This window comes from Sphingomonas sp. Leaf32 (assembly GCF_001421765.1).
In the GTDB taxonomy this organism is placed as follows: Bacteria; Pseudomonadota; Alphaproteobacteria; order Sphingomonadales; family Sphingomonadaceae; genus Sphingomonas.
In genome coordinates this window covers 26,963-48,094 of the sequence record NZ_LMLA01000006.1, presented here as the reverse complement: position 1 = coordinate 48,094, position 21,132 = coordinate 26,963, and the positions used below count along the sequence as shown (strand labels likewise).

The following is a 21,132-nucleotide window of genomic DNA, read 5'->3' as shown; positions in this document are numbered from 1 at the left end:
GGCCGTGCCCGCGAGATTGCCGCGTAAGCAGTACGACGCGGTGTTGGTCGCCGAGGTAATATACTACCTGTCGCCACTCGCCATGAAGCGAACGGCACGTGATATCGGGGCCGCACTCCGGCAGGGCGGTATGCTAATTCTGGCACACCATCGGATCGACTTTCCTGATTTTGCACAGCATGCCGCCGGGCTTCAGCGCCGGTTTTTAGACGCTACCGGCGAGCGCTGGACGGTCAGGACGGTGCGCCAAACCACTCACTGGATCGTTCTGTCATGCAGGCGCCTTGGCTGATGGAAGCCACCATAACCCAAAGAATATCAAGGGCGTCCGACATGACCAAGAAGTCGACAGAGCCTTCTGTTTCGGAAGCGTAGCCACAGTACAAGGTCGAATATCGTAACATACAACTCCACGGCAAGCTTAAAACGCGCTGTTAGCGCTCGAAATAGTCGAGACGCTGAACCAGGTGATTGTCGACGCGGTGACGTTGCGAGACATGTACAGAAATTATCATTGGCAGACGTCAGATACCGGTGCGATAATTGGCGATAGATTGTTGCAATAGCTGGGTCGGTCGCAGTATTTGCTGCCAGCCATGCCTTTTTAGCGCGCGCTACTTGATGTGCCCTGTCGTTCGACTCGCCCATAATTTCGCTCAAAACAATGCGGGAGCTTTCCATTGCTCTCTGTCGGTCCCGCGCTTCAGACCGGGTAAACCGATGACTCGTTGTAACCCTCGTACGGTGTAGGGTCAGGACTCGCTGATCACAGCCAGAAGACGACGGTGGCCGCGAGAGCGATGGCTGAGAAGAAGGCGGCGGGGCAGCGATCGTAACGGGTGGCGACGCGGCGCCAGTCTTTCAGGCGGCCGAACATGATCTCGATGCGGCTGCGACGCCGGTAGCGGCGCTTGTCATATCTGACGGGCTCGTTGCGGGATCACCAGCCCGGGATGCATGGCTGGATGCTTCTTGCCTAGAGCTCGTCTCTGAACCAGTCAGCGTCGTAGCCGCGGTCACCGAGCAGCCATTGCGCCGGTGTAGTCGCTGACTAGGCCAGCCGTCATGAAGAAGCTCGACGGGCGGCGGTCCGCATCGGCGATGGCATGGAGCTTCGTGTTCATACCGCCTTTGGTGCGACCACTCAGGCGGCCGAGGCCCCTTTTTCCACCCGCAGGCTTGATACCGTGCGGTGCGCCTTGAGGTAGGTCGTGTCGATCATCACCGTATTCGGCTCAGCATCCGCCGCTGCCAAGCCTTCCATCATTCGCGTGAACACGCCTGCCTATACCCAGCGCTTCCACCGATTATAGAACGTCTTGGGCGGGCCGTAGGCGGCTGGCGCCTCGCGCCAGCGCAGTCCGTTGCGGTTGACGAACCCGATGCCGCTCAACATCCGGCGGTTATCGACGCGCAGTTTGCCGTGGCTCTTGGGAAAGAACGGACGCAGCCGCTCCATCTGCTGGTCCGTCAGCCAAGACAGGTCGTTCATCACCAGTCTTCGTACGGAGCCTGCATCAAATCGCCGCCCTCACATCCATGGGTCTTGACCCTAGTCTTCACGATCCAGTCCGATAGCGCATCGATCCAACCGTTGTTTGGTTTGGACCCTCTCCACGCCGCTTGATACCCCAGCGAACGACAGGGCGACCGATCGGTCATCCGCGAACGAACACGGGAAGCTCCATGGCCACCACCGATCCGACCACGATGATGCGCCGCATGGGCGGGGGGCTGCTGTCCTTTCCCGTCACCCATTTCGACAGTGAGGGGCGTTTCGTTGAGGATGCGTATCGCGCGCATTGTGCATCAATGCTGTCGCACCCGCTAACTGGCCTGTTCGCAGCGGGCGGCACCGGCGAATTCTTTTCACTGACACCGGCTGAGGTCGCCCGCGTCGTCGCAGCGGCGGTCGACACTTCGCAGGGCAAGGTGCCCGTCATCTCCGGATGCGGTTACGGCACCGAGATCGCGGTCGGCATCGCCCGCGATGCGGAGGCGGCCGGCGCTGACGGGCTGTTGCTGCTACCGCCCTATCTAGTCGGATCGAAACAGGCCGGGCTTGCCGCGCATATCGAACGGGTGTGCCGTGCGACCGGCCTTGCCGTCATCGTCTACAACCGCGACAATGCCGTGGTCGACGACGAGACACTGGCCCGGCTGTGCGAGCGCAATCCAAATCTTGTCGGGTATAAGGACGGCGTCGGCGACATTGAGCTGATGACGCGCATCCACGCCCGCATGGGCGACCGCCTGACCTATATCGGCGGCCTGCCGACCGCAGAGACCTTTGCCACGCCCTATCTGACGATGGGCGTCACCACCTACTCCTCGGCGATCTTCAACTTCCTGCCCGAATGGGCGCTGGCTTTCTATGCAGCGGTCCGGGCACAGGATCATGCAACGGTGCTGGCCGAACTGAAGCAGTTCGTCCTGCCCTATATCACCCTACGCAATCGCGGCGCGGGCTATGCGGTGTCCATCGTGAAGGCCGGGATGCGGATCGTCGGGCAGGATGCCGGGCCGGTGCGCAGCCCGCTAACCGACCTGTCGGCCGAAGAGGACGCCGAACTGCACACGCTGATCGAGGGTGTTCGCGCCCCCGTTCGCGCCGCCGCCTAGCCAGTGTGGCGCGGGCGTCCTAGCATGGTGCCCATGTTCGAACTGAGCCAGCTCCGCTGTTTCGTCGCCGCCGCCGAGGAACTCCATTTCGGCCGCGCGGCGGTGCGGCTGAACATGACCCAGTCGCCGCTCAGCCGCCAGATCCAGTTGCTCGAACGCATCCTCGACGTGACGCTGCTCGAACGCACCAGCCGCACCGTCGCGCTGACCCCCGCCGGGCGGCTGTTCCTGGTAGAGGCCAAGCGCATCGTTCGCCTGTCCGAAAGCGCGGCGCTGGCGGCGCGGCGGGTGGCGAAGGGCGACGAGGGCCGCGTCGCGATCGGCTTCACCGCCGTATCGGGCTATACGCTGGTGCCGCAGGTGGTGGCGCAAGCGCGTATGGCGCTGCCCAATATCCAGCTCGAATTGCACGAGATGGTGACGACCGATCAGGTCGAGGCGTTGCTGACCGGGCTTATAGACATCGCCTTCGTTCGTCCCCCGGTCGACCGGCACGAATTCGAGACCCTGGCGGTCCGTCACGAACCGCTGGTCGTGGCGCTGCCGCCCGGCGATGCCCGTGCGGGACAGGCCGACTTCATTCTGGCGGATTTCGATACGACGCCGATCATCATGTACGCCAGGCGGGGGGCGGGGTATTTCCATGCGCTGCTCGCCGGGCTGTTCGACCGGGCCGGGGTCGTGCCCGATTACGTCCAGCATGTGACGCAGATCCATTCGATGCTGGGCCTGGTCCATGCCGGCCTAGCCGCCGCGATCGTGCCGGAATCGGCGACGGGCCTGCACCTGCTCGACGTGCAGTTCCGGCCGCTGGTCACCGATCCGCCGCAGCCGGTCGAACTGCATCTGGCGTGGCGGCGCGACAATGCCAATCCGGCGCTCGACCCCATGAGGCGGCTGTGCGCTGACGTGGTAGCGTGATCGACCGGCGCAGTGTTCTTGCCGGTCTGGCGTTAGTGCCAGTCGCGGCACGCGGTGCACCCGCCGATCCGGTCGTCGCCTCCGCTTATGGTCGTGTCCGCGGGATGCGCGAGGGCAGCATCGCCGTGTTCCGGGGAATCCGCTACGGCGCCGATACCGCACCGCGTCGCTTCGCCAGGGCGGTGCCGCCGACCCCGTGGCAGGGCGTTGCCGATGCCACGCGCTATGGTGCAGCAGCGCCGCAGAGCCGGCCGACCGAGCCGACGTCCGAGGACTGTCTGTTCCTGAACGTCTGGACGCCCGCGCCCGATGCCGCACGGCGACCGGTAATGGTCTATCTTCACGGCGGTGCCCATGCGCATGGCTCGGGCAGCGATCCGCTGACCGATGGCGGGAACCTCGCGCGGCGGGGCGATGTCGTGGTCGTCACGCTCAATCACCGGCTGGCCGGGCTGGGCTACGCCTATCTCGCGTCGCTGGGCGGACCGGTGGAATCGGGCAATGTCGGCAATCTCGACATCATGCTCGCGCTTGCCTGGGTGCGCGACAATATCGCGCGCTTCGGCGGGGATCCGGCACGGGTGACGATCTTCGGTCAGTCGGGGGGCGGTGCCAAGGTGGTGACGCTGATGGCGATGGCCGAGGCGCGCCCGCTGTTTCACCGTGCCGCGACGATGAGCGGGCAGCACGTGACCGCCGCCGGCCCGCGCAACGCGACGCGCCGCGCGCGGACATGGATGGAACGGGCTGGCGCGCGCAGCGTCGCCGAACTCGCGGTACTGCCGATCGAGCGACTGGTCGCGGCGATGGCTACGCCCGACCCGATCGAGGACAAGGGCGAGATCAGTTTTACTTCGACGCTCGACCACCACGTCCTGACGCGGCATCCCTTCGTCCCCGACGCTCCGCGTGAGGCGGCGCATATCCCGCTGATCTGCGGCAACACCCGCGACGAAACCGGCGGCTGGCTGCGCGATATCCTGTTGAAGGGCGATACCGACTGGACGAACCTGCCGGATCGGCTGTCGGCGCAGATGGTTAAGGACATGGACCCGGCCTTCGTGGTCGAACGCTATCGTGCCATGTACCCCGATCGCACGCCCGGACAGATATTACTCGCCGCCTCGACCGCGGGCCGGTCGTGGCCCGGCCACTTGATCCAGGCAGAAGCACGCGCCGCGTTGAACGGGCCGACCTGGATGTACCAGCTTGACCTGCCGGCACCGGAGGGTGGCGGGGCGCTGGGTGCCTATCACACGCTCGACATCCCGCTGGTCTTCGCCAACACAGCGCTGCCCGATGCCGCGACCGGCAACGGTCCGGCCGCACGGGGTGTATCGGCGGCGATGGCCGATGCCTTTGTCCGCTTCGCCGCGACGGGCGATCCGAACGGCGGCACGCTGCCTGTCTGGCCGCGCTTCACGCTGCCCGAACGGGCGACGATGGTGTTCGACCGCCAGACCCGCGTCGTCGGCGATCCGCGCCGCGACGAACGCCTGCTGTTCGCCATCGCGCCCTATATTAAGCCCGGCGGATAATGCCCGCCCGACCATGCCCGACCGGCGGGGAAGGCTGGCCGGTTCAGGTCCGGTCCCATGGAAAGGCGAGCGTCGGTGTCTGCGCGTAGCGCCGCATTGTCACGGCGATCCGCGCGCCGCAGCCCGGTTCCACCCGTATGGTCACGCCCCGCGCGGGCACGTCGACGCTGCGCCCGTCGATCGTCACCCGATCCAGCCGGTGTTCGGCCCATGCCCCGCCTTGCATCGCCACGGTGCGGGGGGCGTCGGACAGGTTGACCAGCGTCACATCGACCTGCCGATCGTCCATTCGCCCGACCAGCGCCGCCACGCCGTCGGGCAAGCCCGCGCGGCGTTTTGTCACGTCGAACCAGCGCAGCCGGCAATGCAGTGGCACCCCCCCTTGCGGTGGCGATGTCGGTGACCATGGCGGACGCGCGATGTGCAGCCCGCCGGTGGTCTGCTGGATTAACGCGGTGACGCTCGCCGGGTTCTTGTCCAGCGTCCAGTCGGCCAGCCGGTTGGCGGGCAGCGTCGTGTCACCCTCCACCAGCGCCAGCCGGTCGCGCACCCGCTGCAGGTCCGCCTTGAGCGCAGTTTCGGGATAGGTGGGGTTGCGCCCTTCGAGGAACGCGACCCATGGATGCTCGCCCGCCGCCGCGCGATCCTCCGCCGACTGGGTGACGTACCAGATTTCGAACCCGTTGGTGCGGTGCGCCCCCTGCGTCCACCCGTACCAGCCGTTGGCGCCGTACATGGTGGGCGTATGCCATTCGCCGTCGATCGTTCGCCCGGCCGCCTCGATCCGGTCGCGCTGCCGCCGCCACAGCTCGATATAGGCGCCGTCGCCGGTCAGCAGCGTGCCGTTGAGAAAGGCGGGCAGGGCGCGCAGCACGCGGTTGCGGTTCTCGCGCGCGCCCGTTTGCGGTACCAGCGGGGAGAAGCCCCAACCATAGACCCCGCCCCACCAGCGCCCGCCGGCCGACCCGCCGATCGTCCCGTCGAGCCCGACGTTGCTTGGCAGGATATCGTCGTTCGCCCGTGCCCGCTCGACCCAGCCGTCCAGATAGTCGAGCACCCAGCGCCGATAGCGCTCGCCCCCGCCCAGCGCATAGGCGTTGAGGCCCAGCATCGTGCAATGGGTGTTGAGCGGCGTGTCGCCGACCACCTCCATATATTCGGCATAATGCCCCAGCGTCTGCGCGTAATTCTCTTCGCCATGCTCCAAGCGGAATCGTGTGGTGTCGAACGGATCACCCGCCCAGTCGAGCGCGCTCGCGGGATGGAGCATCGGTCCGCGGCTACCGTTCATCGCGCTCCGGACGATGCGGTAGCGCGGGTCGTAGTTGGGGGCGGTGGGATCGGCTCCGGTATAGAAATCGGCGAAGCGGCAAGTGCGTTCGATCAGCCTCGCGTCGCCGGGCGTATTCAGCCCCATGCGGTTGAACCCGGTCAGCCCTTCCGAATTATGCTGCCAGTCCATCTGCACCGGGAACTCGCGGTGATACATGCCGCCCCGCGCGATCGCGACATCGACTGTCCGCGCGGCGGCATATTGGCGCAGATGCCCCTCCCAGAAGCGGCGCGCCATTGTCAGCACATCGTCCGCCCCGCCCAGTGCGTGGAGCAATTCCCAGTCGTTGGTAGCCTCCGCCGCATCGTCCGGCCCGTCGTTCGCTCCCCAGCGCGGGAATGTCTGCAGATAACCCCGAGCGTCGACGTACTTCGCGAAATATGCGCGGCAGGCGGCGGCATTGGCGGCGAGCAGCTCGCGTTGCAGCACCGCCCAGCGCGGGGGCGTCATCGGCGTGGCGATCCGCAGGACCGGCGTCGCGGCTCGCGCGGCGGCGGGCAGCAGCAGGCTCGCCCCCGCACCGACAAGAACTCCCCGCCGCGCGATCACTTGGTCAGCTCCAGCCGACGGATCGGCCCGACGATGCCGTAGAAGGCGACGATGGTCAGCAGGCAGTGCGCCCCGACGAACACCAGCGCCAGATCGAACGATCCGGTCGCCGCGACGATATAGCCGACCACGATCGGCGTCACGATGCCCGCCACGTTCCCGAACATGTTGAAGACACCACCGGCGGTTCCCGCCAGCTCGCGCGGCGCGACGTCGGACATCACCGCCCAGCCGAGCGACGCCACGCCCTTGCCGAAGAACGCCAGCGACATCAGCGCGACGACCATCCACTGCGCCTCGACGAACACGCAGCCGATGATTGCGCTGGCCAGCACCATGCCGACCAGCAGCGGGAGCTTGCGCGCGGTGTCAAGCGATCCGGTGCGCGCCAGTAGCCGGTCGGAGAGAAATCCCCCAAGCAACCCGCCCGCGAAGCCGCACAGCGCGGGCAGCGCGGCGGCGAACCCCGCCTCCATGATGTTCAGCCCGCGTTCCTTGACCAGATAGATCGGGAACCAGGTGACGAAGAAGTAGGTCAGCACGTTGATGCAATATTGCCCGAGATAGATGCCGATCATCATCCGGCTGGCCAGCAACTGCCGCACGTTCGTCCACGTGAAGGTCGACACGCGGTTCGCCGCCGCATCCTCCATTCGCACCAGCCCGCCGCCCGCCTCGATCAGTTCCATCTCTGCGGCGTTGATCGCCGGATGGCGCACCGGGCTGTGGATGTAACGGATAAACACAGCTGCCGCGACGACACCGATCGCGCCCATTGCGAAGAACACAGATCGCCAACCGAAGTCATGGACCAGCCACCCCATGAACGGCGCGAACGCGACCAGCGAGAAATATTGTGCCGAATTGAAGATCGCCGAAGCGGTACCTCGTTCGCGCCCCGGAAACCACGCCGCGACCAGCCGCGCGTTACCGGGAAAGCTCGGCGCCTCCGCCATCCCGACGAGGAAGCGCAAGCCGAACAGCATCGAGATTGCCGAGACGCCCGGGATCAGCCCAACGAACCCTTGTGTCGCGGTGAATGCCGACCATAAAGCGATGGCGGCAGCATAGACCCGCCGCGTCCCGAACCGGTCGAGCAGCGCGCCGCCCGGCACCTGCGCGATCACATAGGCCCATGCGAACGCCGACAATATGTATCCGGTCGCGACCGGCGACAGACCCAGCTCGGCCGATGCCGCGCTGCCCGCGATCGAGAAGGTCGCCCGGTCGGCATAGTTGATCGACGTGATTAGGAAGATCAGCGCGATGATTCGGTAGCGGACATGCGTTGGGTGTGCGCTGTCCGCGGCGATGCCCGTAACCGACTGAACCGTCATCGCTCTCTCCCTGTCCGCCGGATGCGGCTCCGGCCCTTGTCGTTGCGACCGACGCTAGTGGCAGGCGGGGGCGGGGTCCAAGTCAAATAGGCACATGATCCAGCCACGTTTCGGCTGGATAGTGTTCGCATCGTTGGTTTAGCGCGGGCAGATGACGCGATCGGCGCAATGATCGATGCGGAATCGGAATTGGCGTCCGACGCTTCGCTGCGGATAGGCAAGGCTCAGACAAGCCGGCCGCAGACGCCGGCCAATTGAGGGGATGATCCATGGCCGGCATCACGAAATTTCGCCATCTGCTCGTCGTCACCAGCGCGCTGGTGGCCCCCGGCATCGCATCGGCACAGGGCATGCCCGAGACCAATGTGGAGAAGGCGGCCCGTGCGGCGGGGCAGCAGGGCGACACCGCCACCCCGCCGCAATCGCCCGCCGTTCCTGAAGAAGCCGACGTGACCGACACCGCCGAGGCGGAGATCGTCGTCACTGGTTTTCGCGAGAGCCTAACCAGTGCGATCAACATCAAGCGCAACAGCACGTCGGCGATCGATGCGATCAAGGCAGAGGACATCGCCGAGTTCCCCGACCTGAACCTCGCCGAATCGCTCCAACGTATCCCCGGCGTCGCGATCAGCCGGGTGAACGGAGAAGGGCGCAACATCTCGGTTCGCGGCCTTGGCCCCGAATATACCCGCGTGCGCATCAACGGGATGGAAGCGATCGGCACTACCGGCGGCACCGACAATTCGGGCGGCGTGAACCGCGGGCGCGGGTTCGACTTCAACATATTTTCGTCCGACCTCTTCAACAGTCTCGCCGTGCGCAAGACCGCGACCGCCGATGTCGAGGAAGGATCGCTCGGTGCCACGGTCGATCTCCAGACCGCGCGACCGTTCGACTTCAAGGAAGCGACCGCGGTTGTCTCGGCGCAAGCAAGCTACAATGACCTGTCGGAAAAGGTGACGCCGCGTGTCTCGACGCTGCTCACGACGACTTCGTCCGATGGGCGCTTCGGCGTGCTGCTCTCGATTGCCTATGAACAGCGCAAGCTGCGCGAGGAGGGGGCGAACATCACGCGCTGGACCTATGGCGGGTTCAACGGCGGCTTCGACCCCCGCTCGACCATTGCGGGCAAGACGATCGCGCAAATCAACGACCCCAACCCCGATACCGCGCTGTTCCACCCACGCATCCCCGGCCTCGTCAGCTATGACATCGAACAGGAACGGCTGGGCGCCGCGCTGTCGCTGCAATTTCAGCCGACCGATGCGACGCTGCTGACGATCGACGGCCTCTATTCGCGGCTCGACGGGACGCGCACCGAATCGCAGTTCCAGGCGATCGGCTTCAGCCGCTCAGGCACCGGCAAGCCGCAGACGATCATCCGGTCGGGCGTGGTCGACGAGAACAACAACATCGTCTCGGGGACGTTCGACAACGTCGACCTGCGCACCCAGGCGCGCTTCGACAAGCTGACCACCGACTTCTACCAGGTGACCAGCACGCTCGCACAGGACTTGGGCGAGCGTGTAAAGATCGGCGGTGTGGTCGGCTATGCGCTGTCGGACTTCCGCAATCCGATCCAGACGACGGTGACGCTCGACGCCGCAAACACGCAGGGGTTCTTCTACGACTTCTCGACCCGCTTTCCGACGATCCGGCCCGGCGTCGACATCGCCAACCCCGCGACCTTCGCCTTCACCAACGGCACCTCCGAAGTCCGTATCCGCCCGCAGACCGTCACCAACAGCTTCCTGAACGCCAAGGGCTTCCTCGAATGGAAGGCGACCGATGCGGTCAAGCTGAAGGTCGGCGCGGACTGGCGGCGGTTCGACTATGACTCAACCGAACGTCGCCGCACCTCGGGCGAAAGCGTCGTCCAGACGCTGACTCCGGCGCAGATCGCCGCCGGCACCCGTCTGTATGATGGCTTCGGCAAGGGGATCGATGTGCCTGCCGGCACGCCCGGCGGCTGGATCGTCCCGGACCTCGCCGCATTCGAGCGGCTCTACGGCCTCTATTCCAACCCGCTCTACGCGACCGGCGGCGTCGAGGCGACGTCGGCGCGAGGATCGTACACCACCGTGCGCGAGGAAGACACTGGTCTCTGGGCAATGGGCGAGTTCAACCTCGCCGACGCAGGGTTGCCGGTGCGTGGCGACATCGGCGTGCGCTATGTCCGCACCGACCAGCGCTCGACCGGCTATGCCAGCCGCGGCACCGCATTCGACCTCGTCGTTGCCGAGCGCGATTATGAGAATTGGTTGCCGTCGGGCAACATCGTGTGGGACATCACCAACACGCTGCTGTTTCGCCTCGGCGCGGCCAAGACGATCGCGCGCGCCGGCATCGGGTCGTTGTCGCCCGGTGGCAACGTGTCGATCTCGGGCGGCAATCGCGGCTTCTCGAGCGGCAACCCCGACCTCAAACCCACCGAATCGACCAATGTCGATATCGCGATCGAATGGTATCCGACACGCGGCGCACTCTATGCCGCCTCCTTCTTCCAAAAGGACATCAGCACCTTCGTCCAGACGCTGAGCGTCGACGTGCCGTTCAGCGATCTCGGCCTGCCGGCATCGATTCTTGCCGGCACCTCGGCGCTGCCGACTGACGTGTTCATCGTCAGCCGCCCGGTCAACTCGGACGGCGGTAAGCTCAAGGGATTTGAGTTGAACTTGCAGCAGCCGCTGACGTTCCTGCCGGGATTCCTCCAGAACTTCGGCGTGTTGGCGAACTATACCTATGTCGATTCGAACATCAGCTACCTGACCGGCACCGGCAGCGTGACCCAGCCCCTGATCGGCCTGTCAAAGCACGCCGCCAACGGTACACTGTATTTCGAGACGCCACGCTTCTCCATCCGCGGGTCGGTCGCCTACCGCTCGCGCTATCTGACGGCGGTACCTGGCACCGAGGGCAACAGCTACAACGGCACCAGCGGCACGACCAATTTCGACGCGCAGGTTTCTTACAACGTCACGGACGCATTCAAGCTCAGTTTGGAGGCGATCAACATCACCGACACGTTCAACGACCAGTTCGTGGACGAAAGCAATCGGTTGAACGTGCGCACCCATAGCGGCCGGCAATTGCTCCTCGGCGCACGCTACGCATTCTGAGGTACAGCGTAGGGGCTCTCTCCACTACGCCAACTTGGCCGCCCCCTGTTGGGGGCGGTCCTTTTTTACGCATGAACGCATCCGCAGTTGGGCAGCCTCTACGTGCCTTGTCGACGAAATCGTTAGACGACAGAATGCGAGCGTCGATCCACCAGTTTGCGTCTCTGACTTGCAGGGATAGTGGACAAGCGGCAATCGCAACTAATTGAGCACTATCACCGCAAGCCTACTGGCGCAGATGGTAGTGGCTCAACCGATTTGGCGCTCGCTACCGGGTATTTCGGATAAGTTGAGATGAGCAATAGCCGCTTGGTTGCTTGCGGTCATTCTTTTCCGTTCAACCTGCTTGTTGCCCACGAAACGGGATGACATTGCGTCGCGGGTAGCCCGCGCCTTGCGCGCAATCTGCGCACCAAAGCCGTAGATCACGCGAAACTGTTCACTCTCGCAGGAAAGTACGGTCGGATATTGCATGTTGGCAAGTATATATTTTACCATAGGCTTGATTGATAAGTTGATTATATCGAAATTTATTTAACACTGAACGGTTAATACCCTGTGAACCGCGCCGGGTTTGCCGGAGGATCCAACTCCTGAGAAGGTGGAGCCTGTATGAGCAAGACGACGAACAAATTTGCGCCCGAGGTCCGCGAGCGCGCGGTGCGTATGGTGCTGGATCACGAGGCTGATCATCCGTCACGCTGGGCTACTATCGTTTCGATCTCAGAGAAGATTGGCTGCGTTCCGCAGACGTTGTTTGATTGGGTGAAGAAGGCCGAGGTTGATAGCGGTAGGCGTGCCGGTGTCCCGACCGAAGTCGCCGACAAGGTGAAGGTGCTGGAGCGCGAAGTCCGCGAGCTGCGGCAGGCCAACGAGATTCTCCGCAAGGCGTCGGCATATTTTGCTCAGGCGGAGCTCGACCGCCCGTTCCGGCGATGATCGCGTTTATCGATGATCACCGCGATGCTTATGGGGTCGAGTCGATCTGCCGCGTCCTGCCGATCGCCCCATCCACCTATCACGAGCGCGTCGCGCAGCGACGGGACATGACACGTCTGTCGACACGGGCGCAGCGGGATGTTGCCCTGAAGCCTGAGATCGCGCGCGTGTTTGCCGAGAATTTCGCGGTCTACGGCGTGCGCAAGGTCTGGCAGCAGATGATGCGGGAGGGCTTCCCGATAGCGCGCTGCACCGTGCAAAGACTGATGCGGGAGATGGGTTTGGCGGGCGTGATCCGGGGCAAGCCTGTTCGCACGACGGTCAGCGACAAGGCTGCGCCATGCCCGCTCGATCACGTCAACCGCCGGTTCTACGCGCCAGCACCGAACATGCTGTGGGTGTCGGATTTCACCTACGTCGCGACCTGCGCGGGGTTTGTCTATGTTGCCTTCGTCATCGATACCTACGCCAGGCGGATCGTTGGCTGGCCAGCAAGCAGGACGGCGCATGCCAGCTTCGTTCTCGATGCCCTTGAGCAGGCACTTCATGACCGCCGGCCGGCCCATCGAGGAGGCCTCATCCATCATAGCGACCGCGGGTCGCAATACGTGTCCTTCAAATACACCGAGCGCCTCGCCGAAGGCGGAATCGAGCCGTCGGTCGGCAGCGTCGGCGACAGCTACGACAACGCTTTGGCCGAAACGATCAACGGCCTCTACAAGGCGGAGGTGATCCACAGGCGTGGACCGTGGCGCAGTTTCGAAGCCGTCGAATATGCCACGCTCGAATGGGTCGACTGGTTCAACCATCGTCGGCTGCTGGAGCCTATTGGCAACATCCCGCCTGCCAAAGCCGAAGAGCAATATTATGCTGCCGCAAGCAACCTCGATATGGCAGCGTGACTCACAACCCAAGGCCTCCGGCAGACCCGGTGCGGTTCACTGTGACACCCGTTGAGATGAGCGAATGACAGAAAGTGGGAGCGGGGCACGAGGCACTGAACGTCCGCATCTGGGTCGAACCAGCCAGTTCTAGACTGTGCTAGCGGTTTGCTCTTCAAGAACAGAGACGCCCGCATCGGCATTGAAGCGTTATACAGAGCGTTTTGCGCGTCTATAGACGCTTACGCCGGGCACAAGCCATTGAAGATAATCGAAAATCGAACCGTACCAGCTCTGCTGGTACGACGCTTTGGCGGAAGAGGTGTCCGTAACATCCTGTGTATTTTCAGTAGGTTGATAGATTTCCTGGCCTTTATGCCCACTTTGATGCCCACTTTCGTATCGAACGCTAACGATCTCCCGCGAACGTTCTTGCCCAATATGCGTCAGCAGTAGGCACTGGTGCATGTTGGCTGCTTAATCCGATTGCGCCGCGTAGCCTTCAGGCGCCAACCAACCTTTGCTCAGCCGTAAACGCGCGTTTCAGCGAAGTGAGAGGGTAGGGGAGGGGTCGCGATCACGGAGTGGACACAGAACCGTCCGGCACATCTTCCTGCCGCAAAGACCCACAACCGGCCATCCAGGCCGCCTTTCCCGCTTCCCAATTTCGGCCGTTCATTCATCTTAGCAGAACGGACCCGTCGGTTCCGGCTGGTCCTGGCTAAACGGTGACATGTGGGACATTTCTGCCGGTCTCCGCGGCGAGCGGGAAGGTCCGGTTACGCCCAAACCGGCCATTCTCCGGAGCGCGCAACCCCTCCCCTATGTCAGGGCCGTTGGCGATGGAGAACAACTGGACTCAACCCAAAAACCAAGAAAGCGGACATTCGTTCGGACGCTGAGCACTATGATCGCGGGGCACCACGATCGGACCGATGAGGAGCCTGGTCGATGTCACGCGATCCGGTGCTAATCCCAGATGACCACTTACTTCAGCCAATGGTCAAAGTTGTCCGAAACGCCTGCCGTATGCCAAGGGTTCTTCCAGATCTCGTAGTAGCGGATGTCGTTCGACGACGGCTTTGGCGAGCATTCGGTGATGTACACCACGCACGGCATTGCAACTGCATCGCCGATGAGTAGCGCCTCGCCTTGCTCAAGCGCGGGCAGCCCTGCGGTCAGATTGCCGAGCGTGTCCGGCAGCAAGCGCTTCACATAGGCTTGGTCTTCCGGGTTGGTCAGGCGCATCGCCAAGAAATTGCTGCACTGAGAAAAGATCGTCTCCGAAATCTCCGATGGGCGCTGGCTCGAGATCATCAGGCTGACCCCGTATTTTCGACCTTCCTTGGCGATTCGTTCAATCGAGTTCAGCGAAGCCTTAAAACGCGCGAGATCACTGCGGGGCGCATATTTGTGAGCCTCCTCGTACACGAGCAGGAACGGCGTCTCGCATTTGCCGGTCTGACGGCGTGCGTGATACGAAAAATCGAACAGAAGTCGCGTCACCAACGATACGGTTATGCTGAGGACCTCAAATGGTATGCCGCTCAAATCGAGGATGGTGACGTTGGCGCTCGAGGTCTTCTCATAGCCGGTTATCTGACGGATGACGTCTTCAAGCGTCGCCTGCGCAGCCATTGGACCGAACATGAAATCGAGCCGCGAATTGTTGATCTTCGCCGATATCCGCCGGACGAACTTATCGATCGTGCCATCGGCGTAGGGACCGTTGTTAATCTTGCCTGTGGCTTTAAAGGCGAAGTCCACCGGTTGAGTGCAATAGGCGGTCAAACGCGCGCGATCGTCCGCATAGGTGACCGAGTTCCCATCCTTGGTTTTGATCGTGAGCGGATCGTTCGCATCCTTCGTCTCCCGCGAGAGATTGGCGAAGCAAGTCTGCAGATGGGCGATGTCGTACTTCAGCGGACTGTCGAAATTGACTTTCGCGACCCCCGGGTTGGCCATCTCCTTGCAATGCGTGATGATCGTCCGGAGCAGCGCTTCCTGATTGTAATTGTTGCTGTCACCCGACTCAAGGAACATGTCGCCCATCTCGCCATCGTTGAGCAGCCAATAGGGGAGCACGATGTCGTCGGCAGACAGCAGCTTGGCCGCGGGAAAGGCGGATGCATATTCGCCGTGGATGTCAAAAATGACAATGTGCGAATTGTTGAGCCCGGCGTATCCGTGCGACTTCGCGGCCGATGCCTCCTGCAGAATTCTGGACACGCTAGACGACTTTCCCGACCCCGTCGCACCCACAACGGCGATGTGCTTGTTGAAGAAACGGTCGCCGTGGACGGGAACCTTCACATCCCGTTGCCGCGTGAGCGAGGAGAAGCAGCACCGTTGCTGTTCCTCGAAAGCGTTGGCGTAGATCGCGGCAATTTCTTCGCGAGTCGCGGGTACAACCCGCTTAGGCGGAATTGCAAGTTCGTCGCCGCCGCGCCGAAAGGTGCCCCCATTGAGCGTGCCGAGTGGATAGGCATCGATCATATAGACGCGCTGGTGATCATCGCCCTTCGCCCGCATCTCGATTGAAAAGCTTTCGATGATGCAGATCAGCGAGACATTATCGTTGTCGGAAATCTTCAGGAACGATCCGACGCGCAGCGACTGTCCTGCAATCTCGAACGACAGGAGATCGTTGACTGCAATACGCACCTTGTTCGGGAATACCGAAACGACCTCGGCATTGATCTCACTCTCGTCCATCCCACCTGCTCCCTATACAATTTTCATAGCCATCGCAGCGCTGCGCACCGGCACCGAGATCTGCCGAAACTTCGCGTTGATCGCCTGCGGTTTACCGGCATGAAGCTGGACAACGAGCCGGCGGCGCACCGATGCATCGAGCGCGGCGGCTAACTGCGCGGCGTCGCCGACGATGCGGGCCGCGATCGGCTCAAACGCCGTCTGAGCGAGCAGGAGCTGCTGTGTGGTGAATGGCGCCCCAAAGAAGGCGTAGCCGTCTGTTATCCGGTAACTCTCGCCTATCAGCCGGCTCTTTAGCTCAACGAGATCCGCGGGGTCGATGCCGGGAAAAAAGAAGAAAGGCGCGTAGCGTTCTTTCGCCGGTTTGGACTTCGACCTGTGGCTACTCCATCCGCCGATGATGTGCCGCACGAGGGTGATCAGCATATCCAGGGTTTCGGTGTCGGGCAGATCGATGATGAAGAAGCGGTCGTGATTCTCGACATTGAGGCGAGCAAAGTGTGCTTCGCGGATCAACTTGCAGTAGGCCGCTTCGCTTTCCCTGCGGAGCGCCCAAGCCGAATAAACGGCGACGTTGGGCTGGATCTGCTGGAGGAAGTCCTTCCGCGTCGTGGTCCGCGCGGCTTTCGACGAAGCAGCCGAGAGCGATGCCATTGCTGAGAACGCCGACGGATAACTGTATAAACTGGCTTCGTCCTCGGCAACCTCGAGCGCGGCGCGCAACGCTTCAATGACCCGTGCTCGGTGCATGTCGAACGGCTCGCTGAGAACGACCGTAAACCGGCCGCAAAAGACGGCCAGATCCTCGTCCGACGCTCCCAAGTCGGTTTGCAGATTGATCGTAGTTTTGACGCGACTGCCGGTCGCGGGATCGACCGCGTACTGGGCGCGGACGAGCACGCGTTGCATATCGGCAAGCCCATAGGACGTCGCTACGCCAGCCGAGTCCTTGAAGTAGCCGTAGAGGACGTATTTTTTTCGGAGGCGAACGTCCGCCGGATAGCGAAGGAACCCCGTAATCATCGGCAGGATGGCGTCGCGCAAAGTCGAATCCGTGAGCTTTTGCGCTTCGTAGTACTTGACCTGTCCATAGGTCTGAATCTCGTCGGCGAGAACGTCGAAGTCTTCGACTCCCTCGACAGTGATCGACTCGGACTTGGTCGCACCAAGCACGGCGAGAATGCTCGCATCGAACTGATACATGTAGCCGCGGATCGTTGCCGTCGCTTCGCGCTGCGCTTCCTGAGCCTCCACCTCGGTCATGCCGGGGTCTCGGTTAGTGAGAGCCGGTTGGCCGGGAAATGCCGATCGCCCCGCTCGCCGCCTGATCCTCGGGTTCGTTCCCAATCGCTTTCGTTGCCAAATCTTGTTGCCCTGATCAGATGCCGTCTTTCGCGGCTGGGTTAAGTCGCTATTCCAGCAGCACTTGTTCAGGCAACTCGCGTTCCCGTCAATCCGGATCGATCCCGGACAAACCGATGAATTTTCCGAGAGCGTCCGAGCGTCCCTGGGTGGACAGGGCGGCCGCAGTCGCCCGCGTGATGTCGAGTTCTGTTATGATCGACGCGATGGGAACTGCCGATCGGGAGGCGATCAGACCCTGCCATATCTCAGCGTCAGAATATGCGCGGCAGGCCCAATTTCCGACGGACGGCATTTGAGAAAGGGTCTTGGGGTCGGGAATGTCCGCGAATGCCCGATCCGGACGTTCGCACCACACTTGGCGAACGGCAATATCTGGTCGAGAGCCGCTATCGCGGAAAACGGTGGGAAGCGGACACTCGCGCGATCGCAAAATCCGGGTCCGCTAGGGTAAAAAGCGAACCCGTGTTGGACAGATCATGCAGGAAAATGAATTCCGCATAATTTGTTGCCGTCTGGGTCGCGAAAATAGGCAAGTTCGACTGTTCCCAGCGATGCCGTATTGCGCGGGCCGGGCGGGACTTCGATCGAGGTGCCGCCGTTGGCGACCGCGGTATCATGAAGCTGCTTCACTTGTTCAGGCGAGTTGCACGAAAAGGCGACGGTGCTGCCGTTGGCGACGCTTGCCGGTTCGTCGTTAATCGGCTGGCTGACGATGAAGTTGGTTCCGTTGCCATTATTATAGATCAGCCGCGTATGGCCGCTGTCGGCGATGTTCCGCGCCCCTTCGCCTGCCCCCAAAGTGGCGAGCACCGTGTCGTAGAAGCGCTTCGACCGTTCAATGTCGTTCGATCCGACCATGGTGTGAAAAAGCATCCGGGCTCTCCTTGGGGCTGATCGACTTCCGATCGCCACTAGCCTTTTAATCTAACCGGCCCATAGGACGCGGTCACCCCCGGGTCGTCGAAAGTCCACAATTGGTCGGCATAGGCCCCCGAGCAATACCAGACCGTCATACCCGCAAGCGTTCTTCCGATGGCCGATCTGGCCATTGGAGAACGATCATGGAGATGCCTGAAACCGAGCGCACCGTCACAAAGCGGCAAGTCTGGAATGCCGGAAGAACCGTCGGTGCGAAGCGTGCCCTCAAACCGAAGCAGATTTGGGAAATTCGGTTCTATCTCAATCAGCGTCGACGCCTGCGAGATCGGGCGCTGTTCGATCTGGCGATCGACAGCAAACTCCGAGGCTGCGACTTGGTGCAGATGAGGATCGGCGACCTTGTCAGCAGCGGGCAAGTCCGAACGCGAGCGATTGTCATGCAGCAGAAAACAGGCCGACCGGTTCAGTTCGAGCTACTTCCAGATGCTCGCGCCAGCCTGCTGGCTTGGCTGGAGCGGCGGGGCGGCACGGTGGACGACTACGTCTTCCCCAGTCGAGTCGATCGTGATGGGCATCTCAGCACTCGCCAGTACGCCAGGCTTGTCGATGAATGGGTGACAGGGGTCGGTCTGATGCGAAGTGAATACGGTACGCACTCGCTCCGCCGAACGAAGGCATCAATCATCTACAGGGCAACCGGCAATCTGCGAGCTGTCCAGATCCTGCTCGGCCATAGCAAGATCGAGAACACGGTCCGCTATCTCGGCATCGATGTGGAAGACGCACTTGCCCTCGCCGAGAACACCGAGATTTGACCTGTCGGCTCCTCGCTCGGGCGAGGGGCCGCCCTTACGGCGCATGGGACAAAACAGCCAAATACGGGGCCTCGCCGAACGGCGGGTTCAACTGTGAGCTGCCGTCCGCCGCTGTCCCGAAAACGATGGTGAATCGGGAATCTGAGATAAAAGGGGAAAACCAGCCTAGCGCCATCCTCTGCCACCTTCGACATTGTGCATCACTGAGTGGGCTTCTAGACGCATCCAATGAAACGCCGGGCTCGCCCACTCTCCAAGATATTGCATTCCATGGCGTTTTTCGTCCTGGCGGTGATGTTGCTGGTCCGGCTTGGCCCGCTCTGCGAGACGATGGCGATGGCCGCGCCTCCGGCTGCGTCCGCTATGATGGACTGCGCCAGCAAATCAGCAGGCGCTCCCATCAAAAAGGCCCCTGCGTCGGCCTGCGCCATACCGTGCGTTGCGGTTGCCGGCGAAACCGTAGAGCATGTCGGGCTGGTTCCGTCCTCCCGTCTATCGCCTTGGCCGGCTCCACAGACCGGCCTTTTGGGCATGGCATACGCTCCGGCCACACCCCCTCCGCAAACCGTGTGACGTCGAACACCATCACACGTAAATTTCGGAGAATATCATGACCAAGTTCAAGCTCATCAGCGCTGCCTTCGCCCTCACCCTGTCGACTGGCGCATTCGCCGCTGTCGCCAATTGCTGCGCCGACATGGCGTGCTGCAAGGACGGTGCGGACTGCTGCAAGGATGGCGCAAAAGCCAAGGCTGCTGACTGCTGCGATCATGCCAAGGGCGGCATGAAGCACGGCTAAAAGCTAGATAGGGGCGGGCAACCGCCCCTATCTATTAGCCGGCTGCGATACGCCGCCACGCCACGGCTACTGATCGACTACATAGCTATCCAAGAATGGAACGGGCCGCTTACCAGCGCGTCCGTAAACGATTAAAAAATGGGAACACCCAAGCATCCCAAGCCGCGTCGCACGCGTCATGAGAGAAATATTTATCCTCGTTCAACCGTGGCATTAGTTGGGCACGGCAGTAATCGCTTCCATTACCCGGCAGTCGGCGATGCGTCCGCCATCGCAGGATCGTGTTGCAGCACTCAATGCGTCGCGAAGCGCGACAAGGCGTGTGATACGATCCTCCACGCTGGCGAGATGCCGACGGGCGATGGCGCCGGCCTGGTTGCAGTCCTGATCGGGATCGGCAGACAGGGCAATAAGCGATCGGATTTCATCTACTGAAAATCCTAGTTCCCGGGCATGGCGGATGAAGCCAAGCTGGCGAACCTGCCCCTCTCCATAGGTGCGACGGCCTCCAGACGTGCGGAGCGCTTCGGGCATGAGGCCGATTTCCTCATAGAATCGGATGGTGTTGATTTTGGTCCCTGTCCGCTTTGCCAAATCGCCGATCATCAACACGTTGCCACTCCACTAGAAACCGCTTGCTCCTACAGTGACTGTAGATCGTAGAGGCACGATATGAGTGCAAGTGAATCCTCTTCATGCGGTTGTTCCGGTGATACCAAACGAGCGGAGCGCGATCCCGCATATCGGCGCGCATTGTGGATCGTCGTTCTGCTTAATCTGGGCTTTGGTCTGGCTGAAATCGTCGGGGGGTTCCTTGCCGACAGCCAGGCATTGAAGGCCGATGCCCTCGATTTCATCGGGGACGGCAGCATCTCGCTCCTCGGATTGATTGCGCTGGGATGGACCGCTCGTGCCCGTTCTCAGGTTGCGCTTACACAGGGCATATTCCTTGGCGCGCTCGGGATAGGTGTCATCGCCTTCGCCCTTTGGCGTGCGATGAATGCAATTGCGCCAGAAGCCGAATTGATGGGCGCTATCGGGATCGTTGCGCTCATAGTGAACGTGACGGCTGCACTAGTTCTATCGCGATTTCGCGAAGGGGATGCGAACGTCACCGCTATTTGGTTGTTCAGCCGTAACGACGCGATTGCCAATGTTGCGGTGATCATCGCAGCCGCCCTTGTTGGCTGGACCGGTGCGGCTTGGCCCGATCTGGTCGTTGCCGGCGTCATCGCGCTCCTGTTCCTGCATTCGGCCTACGAAATTATCCGCAATGCGCGGCGCGAACTCCAATCAACGGCAAGGCCGTCGTCATAATGA

The 21,132-nt window shown here is 62.2% G+C and carries 15 protein-coding genes, 1 pseudogene and 1 other annotated feature; of the genes and pseudogenes, 8 read left to right on the top strand and 8 right to left on the bottom strand.

The genetic code is table 11. The annotated features are described in order from the left end of the window. Positions 1-766 precede the first annotated feature (766 nt). Positions 767-1,492 (bottom strand): annotated as a pseudogene (locus ASE83_RS18110) (IS5 family transposase). A gap of 194 nt (positions 1,493-1,686) precedes the next feature. Here ASE83_RS18110 and kdgD point away from each other — a divergent pair. From kdgD to ASE83_RS07660, 3 genes are read left to right on the top strand one after another with little or no spacing between them, the layout of a single operon-like run. Further along, on the top strand, positions 1,687-2,622 hold the full coding sequence (gene kdgD, locus ASE83_RS07670; protein WP_055786141.1) for a 5-dehydro-4-deoxyglucarate dehydratase: 936 nt from the start codon (positions 1,687-1,689) through the stop codon (positions 2,620-2,622). Between the two features lie 33 nt (positions 2,623-2,655). Next, positions 2,656-3,543: a LysR substrate-binding domain-containing protein gene (locus ASE83_RS07665; RefSeq protein WP_055786139.1), complete on the top strand. Its 888-nt coding sequence runs from the start codon at positions 2,656-2,658 to the stop codon at positions 3,541-3,543. A gap of 35 nt (positions 3,544-3,578) precedes the next feature. After that, a complete protein-coding gene (locus ASE83_RS07660; RefSeq protein ID WP_235513149.1) occupies positions 3,579-5,081 on the top strand; it encodes a carboxylesterase/lipase family protein in 1,503 nt (500 codons plus the stop codon). A 43-nt stretch (positions 5,082-5,124) separates the two neighbouring features. Here ASE83_RS07660 and ASE83_RS07655 read toward each other — a convergent pair whose 3' ends face one another. Together ASE83_RS07655 and ASE83_RS07650 are read right to left on the bottom strand one after the other, a co-directional pair. Continuing rightward, on the bottom strand, positions 5,125-6,963 hold the full coding sequence (locus ASE83_RS07655) for a hypothetical protein (protein ID WP_055786134.1): 1,839 nt from the start codon (positions 6,961-6,963) through the stop codon (positions 5,125-5,127). Further along, a complete protein-coding gene (locus ASE83_RS07650; RefSeq protein ID WP_055786131.1) occupies positions 6,960-8,300 on the bottom strand; it encodes an MFS transporter in 1,341 nt (446 codons plus the stop codon). The genes ASE83_RS07655 and ASE83_RS07650 overlap by 4 nt, the downstream gene beginning before the upstream one ends. Before the next feature lie 269 nt (positions 8,301-8,569). On the opposite strand from ASE83_RS07650, the gene ASE83_RS07645 reads away from it, so the two are divergent. Beyond that, positions 8,570-11,419 carry a TonB-dependent receptor gene (locus ASE83_RS07645; protein ID WP_235513148.1) on the top strand — a complete coding sequence of 950 codons (2,850 nt, stop codon included), beginning with the start codon at positions 8,570-8,572 and terminating at the stop codon, positions 11,417-11,419. Positions 11,420-11,668: 249 nt separating this feature from the next. Here ASE83_RS07645 and ASE83_RS18460 read toward each other — a convergent pair whose 3' ends face one another. Beyond that, positions 11,669-11,893, bottom strand: coding sequence for a hypothetical protein (locus tag ASE83_RS18460; RefSeq protein WP_156352885.1), 225 nt, complete (start codon positions 11,891-11,893; stop codon positions 11,669-11,671). 138 nt (positions 11,894-12,031) lie between these two features. Here ASE83_RS18460 and ASE83_RS07635 point away from each other — a divergent pair. Further along, a protein-coding gene (locus ASE83_RS07635) for an IS3 family transposase (protein WP_156352881.1) occupies positions 12,032-13,260 on the top strand; the annotation gives its coding sequence in 2 pieces (ribosomal slippage) (positions 12,032-12,320 and positions 12,320-13,260; 1,230 coding nt in all). Beyond that, positions 12,313-12,429, top strand: a sequence feature (AL1L pseudoknot). (Overlaps the previous gene by 117 nt.) A gap of 966 nt (positions 13,261-14,226) precedes the next feature. Here ASE83_RS07635 and ASE83_RS07630 read toward each other — a convergent pair. The 3 genes from ASE83_RS07630 to ASE83_RS07620 all read right to left on the bottom strand — a co-directional run bounded on the left by ASE83_RS07630 (position 14,227) and on the right by ASE83_RS07620 (position 18,192). Then, the gene (locus ASE83_RS07630; protein ID WP_055756324.1) at positions 14,227-15,954 is read right to left on the bottom strand and encodes an ATP-binding protein; all 1,728 of its coding nucleotides are present in this window, start codon (positions 15,952-15,954) and stop codon (positions 14,227-14,229) included. 12 nt (positions 15,955-15,966) lie between these two features. Then, positions 15,967-17,217 (bottom strand): hypothetical protein, encoded by a 1,251-nt coding sequence (locus ASE83_RS07625; protein ID WP_055756326.1) that lies wholly within the window; start codon positions 17,215-17,217, stop codon positions 15,967-15,969. A 576-nt stretch (positions 17,218-17,793) separates the two neighbouring features. After that, complete coding sequence (locus tag ASE83_RS07620) at positions 17,794-18,192, bottom strand: VOC family protein (RefSeq protein WP_055786121.1); 399 nt, start codon at positions 18,190-18,192, stop codon at positions 17,794-17,796. Positions 18,193-18,380: 188 nt separating this feature from the next. Here ASE83_RS07620 and ASE83_RS07615 point away from each other — a divergent pair, with 188 nt between their 5' ends. Next, complete coding sequence (locus ASE83_RS07615; RefSeq protein WP_055786118.1) at positions 18,381-19,013, top strand: tyrosine-type recombinase/integrase; 633 nt, start codon at positions 18,381-18,383, stop codon at positions 19,011-19,013. A gap of 610 nt (positions 19,014-19,623) precedes the next feature. Beyond that, entirely contained in the window at positions 19,624-19,812 is a 189-nt protein-coding gene (locus ASE83_RS07605) for a hypothetical protein (RefSeq protein WP_041394287.1), read from the top strand. 213 nt (positions 19,813-20,025) lie between these two features. Here ASE83_RS07605 and ASE83_RS18105 read toward each other — a convergent pair whose 3' ends face one another. Continuing rightward, the gene (locus ASE83_RS18105; protein ID WP_081974598.1) at positions 20,026-20,418 is read right to left on the bottom strand and encodes a MerR family transcriptional regulator; all 393 of its coding nucleotides are present in this window, start codon (positions 20,416-20,418) and stop codon (positions 20,026-20,028) included. Between the two features lie 66 nt (positions 20,419-20,484). Between ASE83_RS18105 and ASE83_RS07600 the strand changes: the two genes are divergently transcribed. After that, positions 20,485-21,129, top strand: a complete 645-nt coding sequence (locus tag ASE83_RS07600) for a cation diffusion facilitator family transporter (RefSeq protein WP_041394289.1) — start codon at positions 20,485-20,487, stop codon at positions 21,127-21,129. Positions 21,130-21,132 lie beyond the last annotated feature (3 nt).

Excerpts from the sequence above, each read along its gene's own strand:
- kdgD (WP_055786141.1), top strand. The coding sequence starts at position 1,687 with ATGGCCACCACCGATCCGACCACGATGATGCGCCGCATGGGCGGGGGG.
- ASE83_RS07620 (WP_055786121.1), bottom strand. The coding sequence starts at position 18,192 with ATGCTTTTTCACACCATGGTCGGATCGAACGACATTGAACGGTCGAAG.
- ASE83_RS07665 (WP_055786139.1), top strand. The coding sequence starts at position 2,656 with ATGTTCGAACTGAGCCAGCTCCGCTGTTTCGTCGCCGCCGCCGAGGAA.
- ASE83_RS07615 (WP_055786118.1), top strand. The coding sequence starts at position 18,381 with ATGGAGATGCCTGAAACCGAGCGCACCGTCACAAAGCGGCAAGTCTGG.
- ASE83_RS07625 (WP_055756326.1), bottom strand. The coding sequence starts at position 17,217 with ATGACCGAGGTGGAGGCTCAGGAAGCGCAGCGCGAAGCGACGGCAACG.
- ASE83_RS07605 (WP_041394287.1), top strand. The coding sequence starts at position 19,624 with ATGACCAAGTTCAAGCTCATCAGCGCTGCCTTCGCCCTCACCCTGTCG.
- ASE83_RS18105 (WP_081974598.1), bottom strand. The coding sequence starts at position 20,418 with ATGATCGGCGATTTGGCAAAGCGGACAGGGACCAAAATCAACACCATC.
- ASE83_RS18460 (WP_156352885.1), bottom strand. The coding sequence starts at position 11,893 with ATGCAATATCCGACCGTACTTTCCTGCGAGAGTGAACAGTTTCGCGTG.
- ASE83_RS07645 (WP_235513148.1), top strand. The coding sequence starts at position 8,570 with ATGGCCGGCATCACGAAATTTCGCCATCTGCTCGTCGTCACCAGCGCG.
- ASE83_RS07630 (WP_055756324.1), bottom strand. The coding sequence starts at position 15,954 with ATGGACGAGAGTGAGATCAATGCCGAGGTCGTTTCGGTATTCCCGAAC.
- ASE83_RS07600 (WP_041394289.1), top strand. The coding sequence starts at position 20,485 with ATGAGTGCAAGTGAATCCTCTTCATGCGGTTGTTCCGGTGATACCAAA.
- ASE83_RS07650 (WP_055786131.1), bottom strand. The coding sequence starts at position 8,300 with ATGACGGTTCAGTCGGTTACGGGCATCGCCGCGGACAGCGCACACCCA.